The sequence below is a fragment of the Streptomyces sp. NPDC058008 genome (genome assembly GCF_042886395.1).
Lineage (GTDB): Bacteria > Actinomycetota > Actinomycetes > Streptomycetales > Streptomycetaceae > Streptomyces.
The window spans coordinates 43,571-63,675 of the sequence record NZ_JBHVQX010000016.1; the positions used below are offsets into that span (position 1 = coordinate 43,571).

Below are 20,105 nucleotides of genomic sequence, written 5' to 3' on the forward strand. Positions count from 1 at the left end.
CCGGACCGGGCCCACCCGACGAGGACGTCCCCGGGCAGGCCGCCGGCCGCACGCGCCGCGTCTCGCGGCCCTGCGGGTCGCGATGGATCCGTGGCCACGGGCCCGAACCACGCCCGGTGAGCTGCCACTTCACCTCGGCGCTCACCGACCACGCGACGGCACTCGGACGGGCGCGTGCAGCCCCACGGTCGACGACCCTCCAGGGGCTCATGAAGATCGATCTTCACAACGGTGGGTTCTACGGACCACGTCGTGGCCGGTTCGGGCGAGCGGCGACATGCCATCACCGGACTTGACGGAATGCGAGTAATCACCTTATTCGGCCGAACCGGAAAGTTACGAGCATGTAAAAGACTGCGCCTGTACATCCTGGACCCAAGCCCTGAAGTAGACATATCGCTTTGAGGTTTACCTGAGAGTGAGGCCTTCAACACTCCGCGTATGAGGGAGAAGCGGACAAAGCCCGACGCCCCTACTCCTGGCGGGTTGTGAAGATCCATCAGTTCCCTTGTGAAGGCCATGGGATTATCCCGTGAAGGTGTGGAGGTTCATCCGCACACAGCACAAGGAGCAAGCGTGATAGGTAAGTCGCGGGGGGAAAGACGGAGATCCGTCGTATCCTCCAGGCCTTTCTCACCCCCTCCGTCGATGCAACGCTGGCGTTCGGTAGCCGCGGCATTGACGCTCCTGATGACTGTCGAGGCGGCCGCGGTCGTCGCGACGGGGCAGGGGGCGGTTGCGGTGGAGCGCCAGAGCGTTCAGCCGGCGGCCAAGCGCGAGAAGGACGTGGGTCCGGCGACGGCGGATTCGCTGGCGGCTGCCCGGCTGAAGGCGAAGATCCAGAAGCGTCGGATCGAGGCGCTGGACGAACGAACCGAGACCTCGTCGGTCTTCGTGAACGCCGACGGCTCGGTGACGGAGGACGCGTACGCCGGTCCGGTCCGGTTCCGGGACGATCAGGGCGCTTGGCAGGACGTCGACGTCTCGCTGCAGAAGATGTCGGACGGATCGGTCGCCGCGAAGGGACACCCGCACGACCTGCGCCTCGGCGGCAGGAGCGCGGCACCCAGGGGACTGAAGGCCACCGGGGAGAAGACGGCCGAGGCCGGTACGCCGCTGGTGACGCTGGAAGGCCGCACCGGGGAGCAGATCCAGCTGGGCTGGTACGGCGCTCTGCCGGCACCCGTCATCGAAGGTGCCGAGAAGAACGTCGCCCGGTACAAGGACGCGTTGCCGGCGACGGACCTGCTGATCGAGTCGACCCGTACCGGTTACGAGCAGTTCCTGGAGCTCAAGAGCCGTTCCGCCGTCGACGCGAAGGGCGCGATCGCCTACAGCCTCCAGGCCAAGGGTCTGGGGGCGAAGGCGCACAAGGACGGTTCGGTCTCCTTCACCGATGCCAAGGGCAAGACCGTGGGTGTGCTGCCCGCTCCGGTGATGTGGGACGCGAAGGTGGACCAGAAGTCCGGCGAGCGTCCCCACACGGCCGAGGTGGGAGTGAAGGTCGCGCAGGACGGCGACACCGTCACTCTGACGCTGACCCCGGACGCGACGTTCCTGGCGGACGCCTCCACGCAGTTCCCGGTGACCATCGACCCGGCGATCAACGTGGGTGCGAGCTTCGACACCTTCGTCCAGCAGGGTTACACCACCGATCAGTCCGCGTCCACGGACCTGAAGATCGGTAACAACGGCACCTCGCAGGTGGCGCGTTCGTTCCTGTCCTTCCCGATGAAGAACATCACGGGCAAGCAGATCACGGCCGCCAAGCTGAACCTGTTCTCGTACCACTCGTGGTCCTGCGCGGCCAGGGGCTGGGAGGTGTGGTCGACCGGAGTCGCGAATACCTCCAGCCTCTGGACGAACCAGCCGTCCTGGGGCACGAAGTACGCCTCCAGCACGCAGACCAAGGGCTTCTCCACCGCCTGTGACGACGGCTGGGTGAACGCGGACGTCACCTCGCTGGTCACGTCATGGGCAGCGAACGGCAACAGCACCAACGCTCTGGGTGTGCGGGCCGCCGACGAGACCGACCCCTACGGGTGGAAGCGGTTCAACTCCGGCAACGCCGCGAAGAACACCCCGTACATGTCGGTCACGTACAACTCGATCCCGAACGTGCCGACGCTGATCGCGCCCGTCGACAAGTTCTCGGTGGCCTCGGGCACCCCTGCCCTGTCGTCGAAGTCCCTGGACGGAGACGGTTCCCAGGTCACCCTGTACTACGAGGTGTGGGCGTCCACCGGAACCGCGGCGCTTCGGTCCGGCAGTGTGTCGGCGGCATCGGGCGCGCAGGCGACCTGGACGCCGACCACGCTGCCGACCGGTTCCTACAAGTGGCGGGTGCGAGCCGGCGACGGCTCGGCCACCAGTGCGTGGTCGGCCTTCCGGACTCTGACCGTGGACACCACCGCCCCGGCCATGACGTCCGTGTCGTCCACCGACTTCCCGGCCGGCCAGTGGTCGGGCGCCCCGAACGGCAACGGCGACTTCACCGGCTCCTTCACCCTCACCCCGCCGACGTCGGACGTGAAGGAGGTGCAGTGGAAGCTGGACGCCGGAGCCTGGCAGTCGATCGCCACCACGGGCACCGCGGTGACGGCCAAGCCGTCGTTCCGGGCCGGCAAGCACACCCTGACCGCCCGTACCAAGGACGCGGCGGGCAACGCCTCGGCCGACCGGGGATTCGTCTTCTACGCGGGCTCGGGCGCGGCCCTGACCTCGCCGAGTGAGGGTGACCGGTCGGCTCGACGGGCCGAACTGGCGGGTCTGGGCAAGAGCACCGACACCGGGGTGCGCTACCAGTACCGCCGTGGCGAGACCGACACCTGGAAGGACGTCCCGGTCGCCGACGTTCGCCGCAAGGCCGACGGAAGCACGCTGCCGGCCTGGCCCGCGAAGGTCACCACCGGTACGCCCGAGGCACTGACCTGGAACACCACCGACACGTTCGGCGAGGACGGCCCGGTCGACGTCCGTGCGGTCTTCACCGACGGAGCCAGCACCGACGCCTCTCCGGCCAGCACCATCACGGTGGACCGCAACGCGGGTGCGGCACCGGGTGAAGCCGTGGGACCGGGCACGGTGAACACTCTGACCGGTAACTTCACGCTGTCCGCCATCGACGCCTCGGGCTTCTCCCTGAGTGCGGCCCGCACGGCCTCTTCCCGCACCCCGGACGAGGGCGGTCAGCAGGAAGGCCAGGCGGCGATCTTCGGTCCGCAGTGGACGGCCGGCACGGTCGCGGAAACGTCGGGCAGCGACTGGACGTTCCTCCGCAAGACCTCTCCGACCTCGGTGGCCGTGGTGGCCGCCGACGGAACGGAGACCGGGTTCACCGCGACCAACGACGGCGGCTGGAAGCCCGAGCCCGGAGCGGAGGACCTCACCCTCACCGGGAAGCTCACCGAGTCCTTCACCCTGCGCGAGAGCGACGGAGCCACCGCGGTCTTCGCGAAGGTCGGTGCGTCCTTCGACACCTGGCAGCTGTCGAGCACCTCTCTGCCCACCAGTAACTCCACCACGACGGTGTACTCCGACACGATCACCGTGAACGGCAAGCCGTTGGCGCGCCCCAAGTACGTGGTCTCCCCCAGTTCCGCCGTGTCGGCGTCCACCTGCGCGAACGCTCCCTCCACCAAGGGATGCCGGATCCTGGAGTACCAGTACGCCTCCGCGACCACGGCTACCGCGTCGGCCCTGGGTGACTTCACGGGTCAGGTGAACCGCGTTCGTCTGTGGAACACGGTCCCCGGCGCCTCCACGGCGACGGCCACCGTCGTCTCCCAGTACGCCTACGACGACTCGGGGCGACTGCGCGAGCAGTGGGATCCGCGGATCAGCCCGGCGCTGAAGACGGCCTACACCTACGACAGCGCGGGCCGTGTGCTGACCCAGACCCCGCCCGGCCAGCTGCCGTGGACCTTCGTGTACGGCAAGGCGGGCGCCGCCACTGTCGCGGGCAACGGCATGCTCCTGTCCGCCTCTCGTCCCACTCTGAAGGCGGGAAGCAAGGACGAGGTGGACGGCGGCAAGGCCACCACCTCCCTGGTGTACGACGTCGCGCTCTCCGGTGCGAAGGCTCCGAACCAGGTGGCTGTCTCCGACACCCGGACCTGGGCGCAGCAGGACGCACCCGCTGACGCGACGGCGATCTTCCCCGCCGACCAGGTACCGGCTTCCCACACGGGAAGCGACCTGAGCGCGGGTGACTACGACAAGGCCACTGTCACCTACACCAACGCCTCCGGCGTCTCGGTCAACACGGGTCTGCCCGGGCGTCACCTGACAGCCACTCAGTACGACCGTTTCGGCAACACCGTGTTCGAACTGAGCGCGACCAACCGTGAGCTCGCCCTGGGCAGTGCCGACTACCAGGTGAACACCCAGCAGGAACTGGGCATCTACGCCGACTCCCCGGCCGAGCGGGCACAGAAGCTCGCTTCGGTCTCGGTGTACTCGGCTGATGGTGCCCGTCTGGTGGAGCAGTACGAACCGCTGCACCTGGTGACCTTGACGAAGGGCCTCAAGGGCGACAGCGACAGCCCCGACCTCGCGGCCGGAACCCAGATCGCGGCCCGCTCCCATACCGTCACCCGGTACGACGAGGGCCGGCCCACCGACGGCAGCGCGGGTATCTCCGACCAGCCCACCACCACGGCTGTCGGGGCGTTCATCGACGGCTACCCGGCTGATGGCGACGTCCGCACCACCGCGATGACCTACGACTGGGCGAAGGGGCTGCGTCTCAAGGAGATCACCGACCCCGACGGCCTGAAGCTGACCAGCGCCACGGAGTACGACGGGCAGGGGCGTGTCGTCAGGACCACGCTGCCCAAGTCGAACGGAAGCGACGCGGGAGCGAAGGTCAGCACCTACTGGTCCGGCACGGGCACCGGTACCTGTGCGGGCCGCCCGGAGTGGGCGGACCTGCTCTGCTCGACCGGTCCGGCCGGCAAGATCACCGGTGGGTCAGGCAACCCGGACGAGCTGCCCACGTCCACTTTCGAGTACGACCGGTGGGGCAACCCCGCCAGGACGGTCGAGGTCGCCAACGGCACCACGCGTACGAACACCACCACGTACGACGCGGCCGGCCGCCTGAAGCAGGGGCAGAGCACCGGTGGCTCCGGGACCGCCGTCCCCGACACGTCGGTCACCTACGACCCGGCCAACGGAACCGTGGCGACCCTCACCGACGGCGCCACCACGATCCGCCGCACCAACGACAAGCTCGGCCGGGAGGTCTCCTACGACGACGGCACCGGCAACGTCACCCGCACGGACTACGACAGCCGGGACCGGGTCATCCGGAGTGCGAACTCCGTCCCCTCGGAGACGACCTACACCTACGACAACCCCGCGGGGCTGCCCACCCGTGCTCATGACTCGGTCATGGGAGGCATCGGCGACGTCACGGCCTACTACGACTCCGACGGCCGCCTCTACAAGCAGAAGCTGCCGTGGAACATGGACGTCGAGTTCAACCTCGACCCCACGGGAGCCGAGACCTCGCGCTACTGGCACTGGGAGTCCGGCTGGACCGTCCAGGGCGAGTCTCTCAGCAAGAACATCCACGACCAGGTGGTGAACCGCACGACGTACACCGGAGGCGGCGCCTACCAGGAGTACACCTACGACGCGGCCAGCCGCCTCACGCGCACGGACGATTCGCAGGCGGGCGTGACGACTCACCGCGCCTACGCCTTCGACGACAACAGCAACCGGAAGTCCCTGACCACGACCGTCGACGACGTCGATGGCGGTGCCCCCGAGACCAGGACGGTCTCCTCGTCCTACGACAGTGCTGACAGGCTCATCGCCAACGGCACCGTCTACGACGCCTTCGGCCGCACCACCGCGCAGGCCGGCGGGGCGGCGTACAGCTACTACAACAACGACCTGGTCCGTCAGATCACCGCCGACGGAAAGCGCACCACGTACAACCTGGACGCGGCGAACCGCCCCTCTTCCTTCACGGTGGAGGAGCAGGACGAGAGCGCGGCCTGGAGCGTCACGGGCACCAAGAAGAACCACTACGGAGCGGACTCGGACAGCCCCGAGTGGACCGACGAGGGCGGCAGCGGTATCAGCCGGAACCTCAAGGACCTCGCCGGCGACCTGATCGCCACCACGGGCGCCGACGGCGACGTGGTTCTTCAGCTCGCCACCATCCACGGCGACATCACCACGCAGATTCCGCTGGCCGACGGGACGACTCCCGTGGTCAACAGCTACGACGAATTCGGCAACCGGCTCCCCGGGACGGACCCGACGCGCTACGGCTGGCTCGGCGGGAAGCAGCGTTCCGCCGAGACACCCAACGGTGTGACGCTCATGGGTGTGCGTCTCTACGATTCGACCGCGGGCCGATTCCTTTCCGTGGACCCGATCTACGGGGGGAATGCCAACGCCTATGAGTACTGCGGCGGCGACCCGGTCAACTGCTACGACCTCGATGGGAGGAAGAAGCAGAAGAAGCCCCGCTCCTGCGGTTTCTGGTGCAGCGTCTTCACCACGGGCATCGGCGCGATCGTCGGCGCGGTGTGCGCACCGTTCGCGGGCCCGATCGTCTGTGGAGCGGTCGGCGGCGGGATCAGCGGCTTCGCACGCTACTGGTACACCCACCACGGGGGGCACGGCTTCACCACGCGTGGCGCCCTCAAATCAGTTCTCATCGGGGCCGCGATCGGTGGGTTCGGCGGCACAGTAGGAAAACTGATCAAGAAGATCGGCGGCAAGGTCTTCCGAGGATACGGAGACCAGAAATCGATCAAGGCCTGGAATAAACTCGTGAAGGCGATGTAGAACCTTCACGTGCGCCCTGGCCTCAGATCTTCGAGGCCAGGGCGTATGCCGGCCTGAGTGCGTGCAATCGGATCCGGACGGCACGGCACATTTCAATGAAAAGTCGCCCTGGGTGAAGTGGAGTAATGGAATCACTTCACCCTCGGCGGCCGTCTTCATGCTCGCCTGCCGGGGCCGGTTCCCCGTACGCTCCCCGTTCGGCTCGACGGACTCACAGGCGCTGACGGGATCGGCCTGGCGAGCACGGCGTACGCGACGAGCCGCCATCCGCGGGGCCGGCCGGCCTCCTCGATCGGTGGACCGGTGGGCTTGCCCACCTCGATCCCCCGCGCGCTTCGCCGCCTGCCTTTCATGTAAGCGCACACCTCTGTTCTTTCCAGCCGACTGAAGCGGCGGCACCGTATCGACCAGGCGTACACACCGTCATGAGCTGCCCCCATCTGTCCATGCCCCGGCTGCGTCACCGCCGTTCCCGGACGTAGTCTGATCAACCCCGCACACAGGAAACGAGAATTCCATTCATGTTGCGCTATTGGCTCGCGACCGTGCGTCGCACCGCCGTGGCAGCCGCCGCCGTGGCCGTTGTCATCGGGGCGGCGATGGCCGGTGTACTGATATCGGAGGACGCGAACGCCTGGTCGGCCGCACTCCTCCAGGGAATACTCGCCGGCATTCTGGTCGGCGTCGTCCTGGCCGTGGTGATTACCACGTCGGACACGTGGCAGGCCTGGCGTACGGCGTCGCGTCATGGCCTGACGCTGACCTCGGAAGCCGCGACTGCCTTCCGCACTTCCGAGTTCCGGACACCAGCCCCCGCAGACACCACGGCCTACCAGCTCACCGACGCCGTGCTGCACGCGCTCAAGGAGGTTTCGCTCCCCCGGATCGACGAAGTCGAGGAGTTCACGCACGGCAAGCTCACCCTCGTCTGTGCGAGTTCGCTCGCCGGCCCGGTGAGGCTGCGCATCTCCATCGAGTTGGACCGGGACACCGCAACCGTGACCATGGACGCCCGCCCGGTGACCACATGGAAGCGCCTCGACGGTGGCGCCAGTTGGTGCGTCCTCACCGCATTCGAACCGCACGTCAGGAGCGCCGTCGGCCGTGAAGCGAGCGGTACGAGCGCTACGTGAGCACGGTCGACGGCGCATCTCAGGTGCGGCGCGGCCATGACGCTGACCGCGTGCGACGAATCCGCCGAGCGCACCCTCGTCGCATCGCTGACCAAGCAGCCGTGGGCCGTCGTGATCGTCGGCGGCGGGACCCGCAAGACCGAGCCGCTGCTTCCTCTCTTCGAACAGATCGTGAATCTGGTCCGACGCCCTGCGCCCCAGGCGCGATTGCGTTCGACACCAGTGGCGGGGACAGCGTCGAGGCGTCACAGCGGTGGCTCTGAAACCCAGGTGCTCCACCACGTCCTGAGCCACCGCCGGATCGTGGCGCCAGTGCCAGCGGCGTCGTGGAAGACGTGAGCGCGCTTGCCGAACCTCGTGGCTGGTGTACTTCGTCCGTCATCTGCCGGGCATACCAGCACGCCCCCGGAGCGTGTAGGAGGTCCCCACCCGGTGCCGAGGAGGGGCGCACACCCTGGCAGCACCGCCCTGGCCAAACTCGGACGTTCCCGGAGCTGTCTCATCCGCAAGGCCCGTCTGACTGGGCAACAGTCACAAGATCCGCCGGACCAACCCTACGAGAGGGAGGTCGGCTTGCGCGGCGCCGGGACGGCACGCAGCAGGTCCCACAACGGACGGGAGCCGGCGGCCCATTCGGCGAGGGTGTGACGGTCGACGACGTGGAGACGCTGTTGTCCGGCGAAGTCCACGGCGGGTTTGGTGACGCGGCCGTTCGTGACGATGACCGCGACGTCGGCTCCGTGGACCTGGCGGGCGGTTCCGTTGAGGACCTGGAGGTCCGGGGTCCCCACCGCCGATCCGGCGAGGCCTTTGCGCCGGTGCTTGCACTGGATCACCCAGTGCCGCCCGTAGGGGTCGGTGGCCTTCACGTCCGCGCCCAGATCCCCGCCGCCTCCGACCCGGAGGGCGTCCTGGCAGCCGTCCCGGCGCATCAGGTCGCGCACCGCTTCCTCGAACTGGGTGTGGTGCAGGGCGTCCAACTGGGGCAGCCCGTAGCGCAGGCCCTGCGTGCGGACGGCTTCCCACTGTGCCCGCTGCTGCCTCTGGTAGAGCCGGCCGCCACCGGCCAGTACGGCGAGCAGGCCGATGACGACGAGGACCCACCAGTTGACCAGCAGCCATTGGATGACGGCCACCGCCAGGGCGACGGTCAGGGCCGCGGCCAGGAGATACCCGATCAGCCGTTCGTCCGCCCGCTGTCGGCGTCTGCCCGGCCTGCGGGTCCGCCGCCGTGCCGGCGGACGGCTGCTCGCCGCTGCGCGGCCTTTGCGTGGACGGGGGCTCATCGGCCGGCCTGCGTGACGCCGCTCGCGAGCCGGCCGAGGAAGTCCATGATTCCCTGGCCCACCGAGGTCGGTGCGATGAGCACCCCGAGGGCCAGGACGATGACCACGGTGAACCTCTCGTCCAGCCGGCTCCGTGCCTCCGTGCGCCGACGCAATCTGAAGACGACGATGACCGCGAGCAGCACAGCCACATTGATCGTCAGCAACCGCCCGACCTCCCCTGAACCGGATCGCTGGAGCGGCAGGTGCCTGCCCCAGCCCTCTTGTGTAGCGGGGCCCGGGTGACACCGAAGGCGGATTGCCGACGAATGGCACAAAGCCATCGATGCTGGCCGAATACCGGGCGGCACTCCCGTCCTCGACCTGCCTAGGCCCTCCGGCGGATCTTGTGACTGCCTCGGTCCTGGCTCGTCGGCGTGGCCATGGGGCGGGGGGCTCACACATCAAGAGTGGGCCCGGCTGACGTCGTATCTGTCGGAGTCCGTTGAGCTTGGCGGCCGTCGGGAAAGTCGTCGATGGATGGTCAACGGGATTCCGTTCCGGCAGCGCACCAAAGTGCCGTGGCGGGATCTGCCTGCGCGTTCGGGGCGTTGGCGGACCGTGTACGAACGGCATCGGCGCGGCGCTGGCCAGCGGATGGCACAGGGGAGGGGCTCTCCGCGGCTGTCCTCGCGATGCCGAGACGGAAGGCCGCATCCACATCGACTGGTCCGTGGTGAGTGTGGACTCCCTCTCCTGCCACGCCCACCAACACGCCACGGGAGTAAACAAGAAGCCGCCGAGACTGCCGGGAAAGCGCACGCCCCGGCAGCGTCACCCGGCCGAGAGGCTCGGACGCTCACGCGACGGCCTGACCTGCCAGATCCACCTCGTCGGTGAGGGCGGGCGCCGTTCACTCACCCTGCTGTTCCCCGCTGGGCCGTGTCCGTCACTTGCCGACAGCCCTCGGAGTCGTAGTCATTCTCGATCTTCGACCTGGGCGTCATAGACCGAGCGAGCGGTGTTGATGGTGTCGACGGTGGCGAAAGCCCACTCGATCAGCGGCTGGACGGCCAGACGCAGGCTGTGCCCGGTCTCGGTCAGTGAGTAGGTGACCTGCGGCGGCACCGTGGGGGCCACGGTGCGTGAGACCAGGCCGTCACGTACGAGTCGGCGCAGGGTCACGGTGAGCATGCGCTGGCTGATCCCGGCAACGACTCGCCGGGCCTGGCTGAACCGCAGCGGGCCTTGTCCCAGAGCGGCGACGACGTAGAGCGACCACTTGTCCGAGACCAGGTCCAGGACCTCTCGGGCCCGGGCTCCGCCCTCTCCGCAGATCGAGTCGATGCCGTCGTCGGCCTGCACGGTTACCTCCAGAGAACCACGGCACCTGAAAGTGCCTTCTTGACCATCCCACGATGGTTATCCAAAGTTACCAAGGAACAAATGATAACCGCCGGCTCTCCCTCCTTTCCCGAGCGGCCGGCCCAGTCGTAGGAGCTCTCTTCGTGTCTACCATCGCTGTCGTCGGCGCCGGACCCGGTATGGGTCTGGCTATTGCCCGCACGTTCGGTTCCCACGGCTTCGACGTGGCGCTGCTTTCCCGCAACCAGGCCAACCTCGACGCCCACGCCGCGACCCTTGCTGCCGAAGGCATCAAGGCCAAGGGGTTCGCGGCCGATGTCCTGGACACCGCGTCGCTGACCGGTGCCCTCGATGCCGCATCACAGCATTTCGGGGGAATCGACGTGCTCGAATACTCCCCGGGCGGACCCGAGCCGAAGTTCCTCACGCCCACCAAGGTCACCGCCACGGACGTGAACCTGCAGATGCGGTACCTGGTCTACGGTGCGATCGCGGCCACCGGTGCGGTGCTGCCTGCGATGCGGCAGGCCGGTACGGGGACGCTGCTGTTCACCACCGGGGCCGGGTCGGTGGATCCCACCCCGATGCTCGGTGACATCAACACCGCCGGTGCGGCCCTGCGTTCGTGGGTCCTGAACGTGCACAAGGAACTTGAGCCCGAGGGCATTCAGGCCGCGCACGTGGCCATCGGAGCGTGGATCGGAGACCGCGCTCCGCAAGGCACACCCAGCGCCTCCGCGAGTCAGATCTCTCCCCTGTACTGGGACCTGCACGTCGAGCGCGACCAGGCCGAGAAGATCTTCACCGTCTGACCCGGCACGCCCGGGCCGTTCCCTCCTGCCCTGGATGAAGGAGTTGCTCTGTGAGCGTTGCGCTGTGGTTCGTGGCCGAAGTGCTGGCCGTCACGTTCGCAGTGGCCGGGATGATGAAGTCCATCCAGCCCAGGCGAAGCTCACGGAGATGTTGCCGTGAGTCGAAGACGTCTCCACCGGCACATTCCGGTTGATCGGCGGGCCGTGTTGCTCGGCGCGCTCGGACTGATCCTGCCGGCGTGGACGGGGATTGCACCAGTTCTCACACCGACCGCAGCGGCCGGCCGGGCTGTGATCATGGCTCTGGCCATCGGCACCCATATCCGCCACAGGGAATCCGCAGCGGTCGTGGTCAACCCCCTGCTGTTGGCCGGCGCGGTGTTCGTGGCCCGGGGACGCTTCGGCCGCTACAGCTACAGACCACCCGATCGGTGGCCGTACCTTGCCGGGGTGCCCACCCCCACCACGAACCGGCCCAGCACGAGACGACAGTGGGCGGGCGGTCCAGTGAGAGAGGGCTGCCCGCCCACTGTCGTGCTCCTCCCTCCACCTGTTTGAGTCTCGGGAGCCTTGCCGTGAGCGGTCGCCATCACGCCCTGACCGAAGCCCAGTGGGAACGTAACGCTCCGTCGTTGCCCAGCAGCGCCGGCAAGCGGGGACGTCCTTGGTCCGATCGCGGTAGCACCTTCATCGCGGCCTCGGTGACCAGGGCGATGCGCATGTGGGACGTGCCGGTGCCGGAGTCGCCGATCAGGCAGAGCGGCTGGCTCTTCTTGATCCATGCACAGCTGGCCAGCGTGTGGATCGTGGCGGCGTCGGTGTTGGGGTTCGCGTCGAAGTCGAAGGCCCGCAGGGACTTCTCCCGAGGGAATCCGGCCGCCTTGATCCGCCGCTCCGAACGGCGACGGCCGGTACCTCGTTGCGAATCGACGGCAGCCGCAGAAGCCGGCAGGCGCTGTCGATGGCGGCGTCGGCGGCCTGCTCGGTCAAACCTCGCTGGCGGGGCAGGGTCACTGTGCATCTCCCTCACGGTGGTCGCCCGCCACTAATGCGACGGCGCCGGAGCACGTGGTCACAGGGGGCGACCGAGGGCAGTGGTCTGGTGTCCGCAGGAAGGTGCGCGAGCCGCCACTCGTGCAGGGACGTCACCGTTGCCGACGGCTTCCCGGGAACCAGCCGGTCCGCTGCGGGGGCGGGTTCGGTCTCGGCCTGGGCGGCGACGCGTTCCGGGAGATCGACGTCTTGGGGCAGCATGGTGATCTACTGCGTCGAGTGACCATGCGACTGGCCGGTCCGCACGAGTACGTCCGACGGTGAGCGAATGAGGCTGCGATGAGTGATCTGACGAGACCCACGATCGACGTTCCGGCGGGTGAAGCTCCCACCGAACTGACAGTTCGTGACCTCGTCGTCGGGGACGGGCTTGAGGCGAAGCCCGGCAGGGTCGTCCACGTTCACTACGTCGGGGTCACTTTCGAGTCCGGCAAGGAATTCGACGCCTCCTGGGACCGGGGCCGGACGTTCAAGTTCGCTGTGGGCGGCGGCAAGGTGATCAAGGGCTGGGACCGCGGGGTCAGAGGAATGAAGGTCGGCGGCCGGCGCGAGATCATCGTTCCCCCGCGCCTCGGCTACGGCAAGCAGTCGCCCTCGCCGCTGATCCCGGCGGGCTCGACCCTCGTCTTCGTGGTGGACCTCCTCTCCGTCGCGGTCTGAGGACCTTCTCCGCCTTGGCCGGCCTCTCGTGGTGATGTCCGGGGTGCAGGCGGTGGCCGGCCCCGATCGCACAGCCGCCTGTCCGTCGGGATCACGGTGACGGCACCCTGCTCGGAGTTGCCCGGGATCATCCGCGGCGTGCCTCGGCCCCGGCCCGGACCTTGGACCGAACCGGTACGAGTCCGGCTGGGGAGTGCTGACCGGTCGTCACCATCGGGACGGGCCGACGTTCCCTGGCCTCCGGTGGACCTCGTGGGGGCAGGGATCCCGGTTCCGGCTCTTGTCCTCGGCCTCCTCCGCCGCCGGGGGCCGTCCGGGGGGCGTGAGCGGTGGTGAAGTCGCTCGAGGACCAGGGGCCTGACAGCCGCCGGTCCCCGCGTGTAGCTTCGGCCCGTGACCGACGAGACCACGGCCAGGGCGGGAAGAGAGTTCTACACCTTCGACGGCCGGATCCTGGAGGTCTTCGGCAGCCGTCCGCTGCGGTTCCACATCCGGAACATGGACCTGCGGGTCACAGGACCGGATCGCAGGGGAAGGCGGACCGTCGAGATCGTGGCCGGTCCGCCCGAAGCCCTGGCGGCGCAGTACACATGGCACCACTCCGCCGAGGACTGGCAGCGGGCGCAGGGCCTGGAAGCTCTGCTGGAAGCGGTAAGGGCGGGGATCGCGTCAGTCCGGGAACACGGGGCCTGACGGGTCTTCCGTACCGGTGGTCGATGGCGGCCTCCAGGCCTGCCAGGAAGCAGCCTCCTCCACAGGCTGCACACTCCTCCGCAGCTCACGGCCCGAGGACGCCGACCAGGAACTCAACCGGGCGGTATCGGTGGGCTCGACGGTCGTGCGCGCGGTCATCAGCACGCCGCCGGGCCCCCGGGAAGGGGCCCGGCGGCCGAGCCAGGCGACCGCGCGTCATCGGGGCCGGTCGCACGACGGGCTGAGGGCGAGGATCCGTTCGGCCGGTCGCGCCCGGGTTCGCTGCTCGCCCGGCTCCGCACGGGTATCAGCGTTCGTCGGCCACGGTGTGATCGGCCCAGTCCGCGAAGCGCGTCCAGTGAATGTCCGGGTGAGCGTCGTGCAGCGCGGGAATGTCGACCTGGTACCCGGGACCGTTGAGGAACGTCCACATCGCATGCATATCAGCGTTGCCGACCTCCTCCAGGGGTGTTCGTACGTGGCGGACGTCCCGTCCGACCGCCTTGCCCAGCGATGCCGCCATCTGTTCGGGAGTGGGAGCGTCGCCGGCCAGTTCGATGCGCTGCCCCACGTAGGGCGAGGGGTTGAGCATCACCTCCGCCGCGAACGCCCCGAGGTCGGTGCGGGCGAGCTGCTGCAAGGGACGGTCAGGAGGAAGTGGTAGGTCGAGGGATCCGTGCTGGATGCGCTCCCGGCCTCCGAGCGCGTTGTCGAAGAAGTAGGTCGGCCCCAGGACGGTGTACGGCACGTCGCCTGAGGCCAGGTCGGCCTCGACGCGCGCTTTGCTCTCGAAGTGCGGTACCCCGCTGTTCTGATCGGCCCCTGCCACGGAGCTGAACACGAGGTGCCCGATGCGCGCGTGCGTGGCCGAGGCCAGGATCGCGCGTCCCTGGCCCACCTCGGCCTCCGGCCCCGCCTCGAAGGGGGTGGTGAAGGCGAAGACACTGGTCACCTGGTGCATGGCTGTGGTGAGGGAGCCTTGGTCGCTCAGCGAACCCGCCATCACTTCGACGCCTCGCTCGGCCAGTTCGCGTGCCGTTCCCCGGTGCGGGTCACGGACGAGTGCCCTGATCCGGGCCCCGCGGCTCAGCAATGCGTGGGTCACAGCCCTCCCCTGACCGCCGGTTGCCCCCAGTACCAGTACAGGTGCGTCGACCATCGAAGTCTCCTCCTCGGTGTATGAACAGGCCTTCAGCGGGCCCGCATCCATGATCAGCCGTCGAGGTCACCGGCGCTTCCCGGGCGCCCCGAGGAAACGGAGAAACGGCGGAACGGAGAGCAGCGTGCGGCGAACACGGTGAGGTGCGCGCCTGGCCATGCCGTCATCAACCGGCTGTCTTCCCGGCGTCGAAGGCCGGATCCGCTTCCGCTCAGGCAGCGGCGCCCTTTGCCGAGTCCCTCTGCCGCACGACAGGGCCTGTTGCACGGGGCGGCGGGAGTTCGGGAACAGCCCGGGTGCGTCGGCCGCGCCCTCAACGCGGCGTGCTCACCAGCGATCCCGGTCCGGAGATCGCCGATGCTCTTCTGCACGGGGCATCGGGATCGCCACAGTGCTGCCCGCCGGGTCGCGCCCTGGTGTCAGGGCCGGTGCCATGTGCTTCTCCGGCTGTAGTCACGCTCTGGGCTTCCCGCCTGCCGGGCCGTTGGACCGCACGATGCCGGGTTGGGAGTCGGGACGGGGTGACGGCCCGCACGACGGTGCCCGGCGGTGGCGTCGAAGATCAGGCGGATGGTGTCGATCCGGCCGTCGGTGAGGTGGAAGTGCTCGCGCTCCGTCAAGACGGAGGAGGTTCCCGGATTCCCCGTCGAGCAGGCGGCATCGATTCCCGAAGACGGCGTCGTCGCCGTCCGGCCACAGGAACCGGCGAGCCACCGGCGGGAGGACGGGCAGTCAGCAGACGGCCCCCGCACGGCCGTCATGAGCATTCCGACATGGGCGCAGTGGGCCCTCTGCCACGCGGCTTCGGGCACGAGTGGCACCTTGAGCGGGGCGCGGTAACAGCCGGGGCGGGCACTTCGCCGGTCGTGCGGGGGCGTCGCCGGTCCGGCGGCGTGCCCCAGGTCAGCCGGACGGCCGGGCGATGCGGCGGTCCTGCCCCGCACCGTGCCCGGCAAGCGCCATGGCGATTCCGAGGACGGCCAGGAGGGCGAGCGGAAACGTCCAGCTGTGCGTCGCGTCGTGCAGGATCCCGAGCAGGAGGGGGCCCGCCGCCGCCACGAGGTAGCCGATCGACTGCGCCATGCCCGCCAGCGCGGCGGCTTCGCCGGAGCTGCCGGCGCGCTGGCTCTGGAAGGTCAGCGCGAGGACGAGACACGCACCGCCGCCGAGTCCGAGCAAGGCGCACGCCAGGACGGACAGGGCCGGGGCGGCGAACAGTACGGTGAAGCCCGCGGTCACGAGGGCCGATGCCCCCACCGCCTCCCAGCGCTGGTCGTGACGGCCTCGGGTGAGCAGCGGCAGGAGGCTGCTGGATGCCAGGGAGACCACCTGGTAGAGGAACAGCATCCAGCCGGCTTCGGTGCTGCTCATGCCACGGGTGATCAGGATGCTGGGCAGCCAGGCGATCGCGGTGTAGAACGCCAGGGACTGGAGTCCCATGAAGAAGGTGACCTGCCAGGCGAGCCGGGACCGCCAGGGAACCGGGCTGGGGGTGCCGCGGGTCGACGTCTGCGGCTTGTCGCCCCGCACCCGGGGCAGCCAGGCGAGGAATGCCGCGACGGTGAAGGCGACGCCCCAGGCCAGCGCGGTGCGCCAGGAGCCCGGCAGGGTGTGGGCCAGCGGTGCGGAGATCCCGGAGGAGACGGCTGCCATGAGGCCCATGACGGTCACGTAGAGGGCGCTGACGCTCTGGATGCGGCGGGCGGGCACACGCTGCCTGATCAGAGCGGGCAGCAGTACGTTCCCGAACGCGATGGCGGCGGAGAGGATCACCGTCCCGGCGAACAGGAAGATCATGGAGGGAAGGGAGCGGACCACCGTTCCCACGATCAGTACGCCGAGCGCCGCCACCAGCAGGCGGGTGCTGCCCAGTCGGTGGGAGGCCCGGGCGACCAGTGGCGAGGTCGCGGCGAACGTCAGCAGGGGGAGGGTGCTCAGCAGTCCGGCCCAGCTCGCCGTGATGCCGCTGCCCCGCTCGATCTCCGGCAGCAGTGTGCCGACACCGGTCAGGGTGGTGCGCAGGTTCGCCGCCACGAGGCAGATCGCGATGACGAGCCCGGCCGGCACGGTGGGCGGTACGGGGCCGGGGCGGCCGTCGGCCGGGGCCCCTTCGGCGGAGTCCTGACGGGGTATCGGTGACGACTGCGGGTTCACTGTTCCTCCGCTGCTCGGGGTGTTCCGCTCCGTGGTGTTCCGCTCCTGTGGTCGCGGGTGAGCTGGACGATCGCGGTCGCCGCGTCGCGGGCGCCGCTCGCGTCGCGGTCCTCGATCGCGTCGACGAGCTGCCGGTGGAGGCGGGCGTGCTCCTGGGCGTGGCCGGCGTCCCAGGCCAGGCCCCCCAGGGACGAGGTGAGCGCCGTACCGAGATGGTCGTACACCTCGACCAGCAGGTCGTTGCCGCTCGCCCGGACGACGGACCGGTGGAACAGGGCGTCGACAGTCGTGGCCGCGGAGGTGTCCTCGCCCGTGCTGGCCGCATCGGCGTCGGCCAGCAGCTCCCGCAGCTGCCGCAACTGCTCCTCGCTGCGGCGCAGGGCGGCGGCCCCGGAGGCGTACTCCTCCAGAACGGTCCTCAGCTCCAGCACCTTGTCCCGCTGTGCGGAACTCGCCCGACGCACCATGACGGACTGCAGCTCACTCGAGGAGCGGACGTAGGTGCCGTCTCCGGCCCGGGCCTCCAGGAGGCCCAGGTGCACCAACGCGCCGATCGCTTCCCGCAGCGTGCTGCGTCCGACGCCGAGCTCCTCGATGAGGGCCTGCTCCGAGGGGATCCGGGTGCCCACCGGCCAGCCGCCCGCCTCGATGTGCGCGCGGAGACTGTCCACGAGCTGAGCGGACAGACTGGCCGTTCGCCGTGGTGCGCTGATGCGTTTCATGGATACATCATATGCACAAACGTCTGACGTTTGGCTGTACGACTTTTTACGCACGTGCTCAGGGCACGGATTCCGGTTCCGGCGGCGGGGGTGGCGGGCACGGCGCCCGGACCCCGATCGTGGCAGACCCCGACCAGGGCATGTGCCGTCCGGCCAGCGCGCCGTCCTGGCCGGTTCGGCCGGGGACGTGAGGCCGCTCACCGGGACCGGCCCGTTGACCGGAGACCCGCGAGTACGGCGTCGGTGGACACGTACGGGCGGGCGGCCTCCTCGTCGGCCCGCCGCTCAGTCCTCCGCGTCGCGGACCAGGAGCGCGATCTGTACCCGGTTCTCGGCCGCCAGCTTGGCGAACAGGCTGCCGGTGTGGGCCTTGACCGTGGCGACGGTGATACGCAGCCGTTCGGCGATCTGCGGATTGCCCAGTCCGTCCGCGATGGCGCGGGCGGTCTCCCGCTCCCGGTCGGTCAGCACGGACAGCCGCTCGCGGGCCGCCTCACGGGAGCGGTTGCGTGCGTGCGAGGAGTGCGGGGCGGTGGCCGCCGCGATCACCCGTGCCGTGGCCGCCGGGGACAGCACCGGGTTGCCGTCCGCGACGGTCCGTACCGCGTCGAGGATGCGTGAGGGCGGGGTGTCCTTGAGGACGAAGCCGAGCGCTCCGGCGCGCAGCGCCCCGAGCACCAGGTCGTCGGAGTCGAAGGTGGTCAGCATCAGCACCCGGGGCGGCGACGGCCGGCCGAGCAGCTCCCGGGTGGTGTCCAGCCCGTCCCGTCCCGGCATCCGTACGTCCATCAGCACGACGTCGGGCCGCTGCTCGTCCACCACGGCGAGGGCGGCGTTCCCGTCGGCGGCCTCCGCGACGACGGTCAGGTCCGGTTCGCCGTCGATGACGAGCCGCAGCGCCATGCGCACCAGTTGTTCGTCGTCGACGATGACGACTCGTACGGGATCGTTCCGGCTTTCCACTCAGACGCTCTTTTCGTGGCTGTGGGCGGTGCCGTCCGGCCAGGGCAGCCGGGCGGTGAGAACGTACCCGCCCTCGGGCGTGGGGTGGTGGTCGAGTTCGCCGCCGGCGAGGGTGATCCGTTCGACGACGCCCAGCAGGCCGAAGCCCGAGGACGGTGGCCGTGCGGTGCGCAGGGGGGCCGGGCCGTTGCGGACGCCGATGTCGAGGCCGCCGCCCGCGGTGCCGTCGAGGGTGACCCGCACGACGGCACCGGGGGCGTGCTTGGCGGCGTTGGTCAGCGCTTCCTGGACGATCCGGTAGCAGGTCCGTCCGATGCTGTCGGGCGGGGTTCCGGCCACGGCGTCGGTGAGCCTGACGTCGAGGCCCGAGGTGCGGGCGTCCGCCACCAGTTCGGGGATCCGGGCGAGAGAGGGCTGCGGCGGTTCGGGTCGGCCCGGGTCTGCGCGGAGCACGCCCAGGACCTCCCGCAGCTCTTCCAGTGCCTGGTGGGATCCCTCGGCGATGCCGCGGACCAGGACGCGGTTCTCGTCGGCCGACAGGTCGCCGCGGTGGTCGAGCACTCCGGCCTGCATGGCGACCAGGGAGATGCGGTGCGCGAGTACGTCGTGCATCTCGCGGGCGATCCGGTTGCGCTCCAGGGCCCGTGCCCGGTCCGCCCGTGCGCTCTGCTCCCGCTCCGCGCTCTCCGCCCGGTCCCGCAGGGAGCGCACTTCGACCCTCCGCGCCCCGACCGCCGCGCCGGCGGCCACCGCGATTCCCGCGGTCAGCGCCGGCACCACGATCTGGACCCACCACAGTGCCTCGTCCGCTCCCTGTACCGGGTACACGCCGACGGCGAGCTGTGACGCGCTGACGTAGGCGAGGACGACGGCCCCGATCTCCACCGGGCGGCGGCGGGTGGAGACCGAGCACAGCGCCAGCAGCGCGGCGCCGGTGGCGAGCGCCGACACGGTCGAGGCGACCGTGACCGTCAGGGCGACCGTGAGGGGCCACCGCCGCCGCCACAGGAGCACCGTCAGACAGGCCAGGGCCACCAGCGGATCACCGACGAGGGGCCAGGTGCCGGGGCCGCCGGGCTGGTTCCGCATCAGAGCGAGGGTCGAGAGCCAGATCGGCAGGCTCACGACGGCGGCCACCGTCAGCCGCCAGGTCTGCTGCCAGACCCCGGCCCGAGGCATCACGTCCGTGTTCACCAGCCCATTGTCCCCACCACGTGCGCCGTGGGGATCAGACCCGGGGCCGATGGGCATTGGACCCAGGTCTAACCCGCACCTCTCCTGCGGTCGGGGCCGGGTCGGTCCGACGGGCCGATGTGCCT

At 69.4% G+C, this 20,105-nt stretch carries 15 protein-coding genes and 2 pseudogenes; 8 read left to right on the plus strand and 9 right to left on the minus strand.

Going from position 1 to position 20,105, the window contains the following annotated elements; translation table 11 throughout:
- Window positions 1-690 precede the first annotated feature (690 nt).
- From ACFVS9_RS17815 to ACFVS9_RS17825, 3 genes and pseudogenes are all read left to right on the plus strand, one after another.
- Entirely contained in the window at window positions 691-6,807 is a 6,117-nt protein-coding gene (locus tag ACFVS9_RS17815; protein WP_389933322.1) for a DNRLRE domain-containing protein, read from the plus strand.
- 521 nt (window positions 6,808-7,328) lie between these two features.
- Window positions 7,329-7,940: a hypothetical protein gene (locus tag ACFVS9_RS17820; RefSeq protein WP_389933325.1), complete on the plus strand. Its 612-nt coding sequence runs from the start codon at window positions 7,329-7,331 to the stop codon at window positions 7,938-7,940.
- Window positions 7,941-7,970: 30 nt separating this feature from the next.
- A pseudogene (locus ACFVS9_RS17825) lies at window positions 7,971-8,203 on the plus strand (hypothetical protein); the annotation flags it as partial.
- Window positions 8,204-8,494: 291 nt separating this feature from the next.
- On the opposite strand, the gene ACFVS9_RS17830 reads toward ACFVS9_RS17825, so the two are convergent.
- Both ACFVS9_RS17830 and ACFVS9_RS17835 read right to left on the minus strand, forming a co-directional pair.
- The gene (locus ACFVS9_RS17830; RefSeq protein WP_389933328.1) at window positions 8,495-9,226 is read right to left on the minus strand and encodes a restriction endonuclease; all 732 of its coding nucleotides are present in this window, start codon (window positions 9,224-9,226) and stop codon (window positions 8,495-8,497) included.
- Window positions 9,223-9,432: a hypothetical protein gene (locus ACFVS9_RS17835; protein WP_389933331.1), complete on the minus strand. Its 210-nt coding sequence runs from the start codon at window positions 9,430-9,432 to the stop codon at window positions 9,223-9,225. Before ACFVS9_RS17835 ends, ACFVS9_RS17830 begins: the two co-directional genes overlap by 4 nt.
- A 157-nt stretch (window positions 9,433-9,589) precedes the next feature.
- Here ACFVS9_RS17835 and ACFVS9_RS17840 point away from each other — a divergent pair, with 157 nt between their 5' ends.
- Complete coding sequence (locus ACFVS9_RS17840; protein WP_389933602.1) at window positions 9,590-10,105, plus strand: transposase; 516 nt, start codon at window positions 9,590-9,592, stop codon at window positions 10,103-10,105.
- Window positions 10,106-10,183: 78 nt separating this feature from the next.
- Here the strand turns inward: ACFVS9_RS17840 and ACFVS9_RS17845 are convergent, their stop codons facing one another.
- A complete protein-coding gene (locus ACFVS9_RS17845; protein ID WP_389933334.1) occupies window positions 10,184-10,570 on the minus strand; it encodes a winged helix-turn-helix transcriptional regulator in 387 nt (128 codons plus the stop codon).
- 143 nt (window positions 10,571-10,713) lie between these two features.
- Here ACFVS9_RS17845 and ACFVS9_RS17850 point away from each other — a divergent pair, with 143 nt between their 5' ends.
- Both ACFVS9_RS17850 and ACFVS9_RS17855 read left to right on the plus strand, forming a co-directional pair.
- The gene (locus ACFVS9_RS17850; protein WP_389933337.1) at window positions 10,714-11,382 is read left to right on the plus strand and encodes an SDR family NAD(P)-dependent oxidoreductase; all 669 of its coding nucleotides are present in this window, start codon (window positions 10,714-10,716) and stop codon (window positions 11,380-11,382) included.
- 204 nt (window positions 11,383-11,586) lie between these two features.
- Entirely contained in the window at window positions 11,587-11,940 is a 354-nt protein-coding gene (locus tag ACFVS9_RS17855) for a DoxX family protein (RefSeq protein WP_389933604.1), read from the plus strand.
- 130 nt (window positions 11,941-12,070) lie between these two features.
- Here ACFVS9_RS17855 and ACFVS9_RS17860 read toward each other — a convergent pair.
- Window positions 12,071-12,396: pseudogene (locus tag ACFVS9_RS17860) on the minus strand (ATP-binding protein); the annotation flags it as partial.
- Window positions 12,397-12,714: 318 nt separating this feature from the next.
- On the opposite strand from ACFVS9_RS17860, the gene ACFVS9_RS17865 reads away from it, so the two are divergent.
- On the plus strand, window positions 12,715-13,095 hold the full coding sequence (locus ACFVS9_RS17865) for an FKBP-type peptidyl-prolyl cis-trans isomerase (protein ID WP_383112916.1): 381 nt from the start codon (window positions 12,715-12,717) through the stop codon (window positions 13,093-13,095).
- Between the two features lie 393 nt (window positions 13,096-13,488).
- A complete protein-coding gene (locus ACFVS9_RS17870; RefSeq protein WP_389933340.1) occupies window positions 13,489-13,788 on the plus strand; it encodes a hypothetical protein in 300 nt (99 codons plus the stop codon).
- A gap of 307 nt (window positions 13,789-14,095) precedes the next feature.
- Here ACFVS9_RS17870 and ACFVS9_RS17875 read toward each other — a convergent pair whose 3' ends face one another.
- From ACFVS9_RS17875 to ACFVS9_RS17895, 5 genes are all read right to left on the minus strand, one after another.
- Window positions 14,096-14,947 (minus strand): NmrA/HSCARG family protein, encoded by an 852-nt coding sequence (locus ACFVS9_RS17875; protein ID WP_389933343.1) that lies wholly within the window; start codon window positions 14,945-14,947, stop codon window positions 14,096-14,098.
- A 903-nt stretch (window positions 14,948-15,850) separates the two neighbouring features.
- Window positions 15,851-17,101: a CynX/NimT family MFS transporter gene (locus ACFVS9_RS17880; RefSeq protein WP_389933346.1), complete on the minus strand. Its 1,251-nt coding sequence runs from the start codon at window positions 17,099-17,101 to the stop codon at window positions 15,851-15,853.
- Entirely contained in the window at window positions 17,098-17,823 is a 726-nt protein-coding gene (locus ACFVS9_RS17885; RefSeq protein WP_389933348.1) for a FadR/GntR family transcriptional regulator, read from the minus strand. The genes ACFVS9_RS17880 and ACFVS9_RS17885 overlap by 4 nt, the downstream gene beginning before the upstream one ends.
- Window positions 17,824-18,108: 285 nt before the next feature.
- Window positions 18,109-18,786, minus strand: coding sequence for a response regulator (locus ACFVS9_RS17890; RefSeq protein ID WP_383112910.1), 678 nt, complete (start codon window positions 18,784-18,786; stop codon window positions 18,109-18,111).
- The gene (locus ACFVS9_RS17895) at window positions 18,787-19,965 is read right to left on the minus strand and encodes a sensor histidine kinase (protein WP_389933607.1); all 1,179 of its coding nucleotides are present in this window, start codon (window positions 19,963-19,965) and stop codon (window positions 18,787-18,789) included.
- Window positions 19,966-20,105 lie beyond the last annotated feature (140 nt).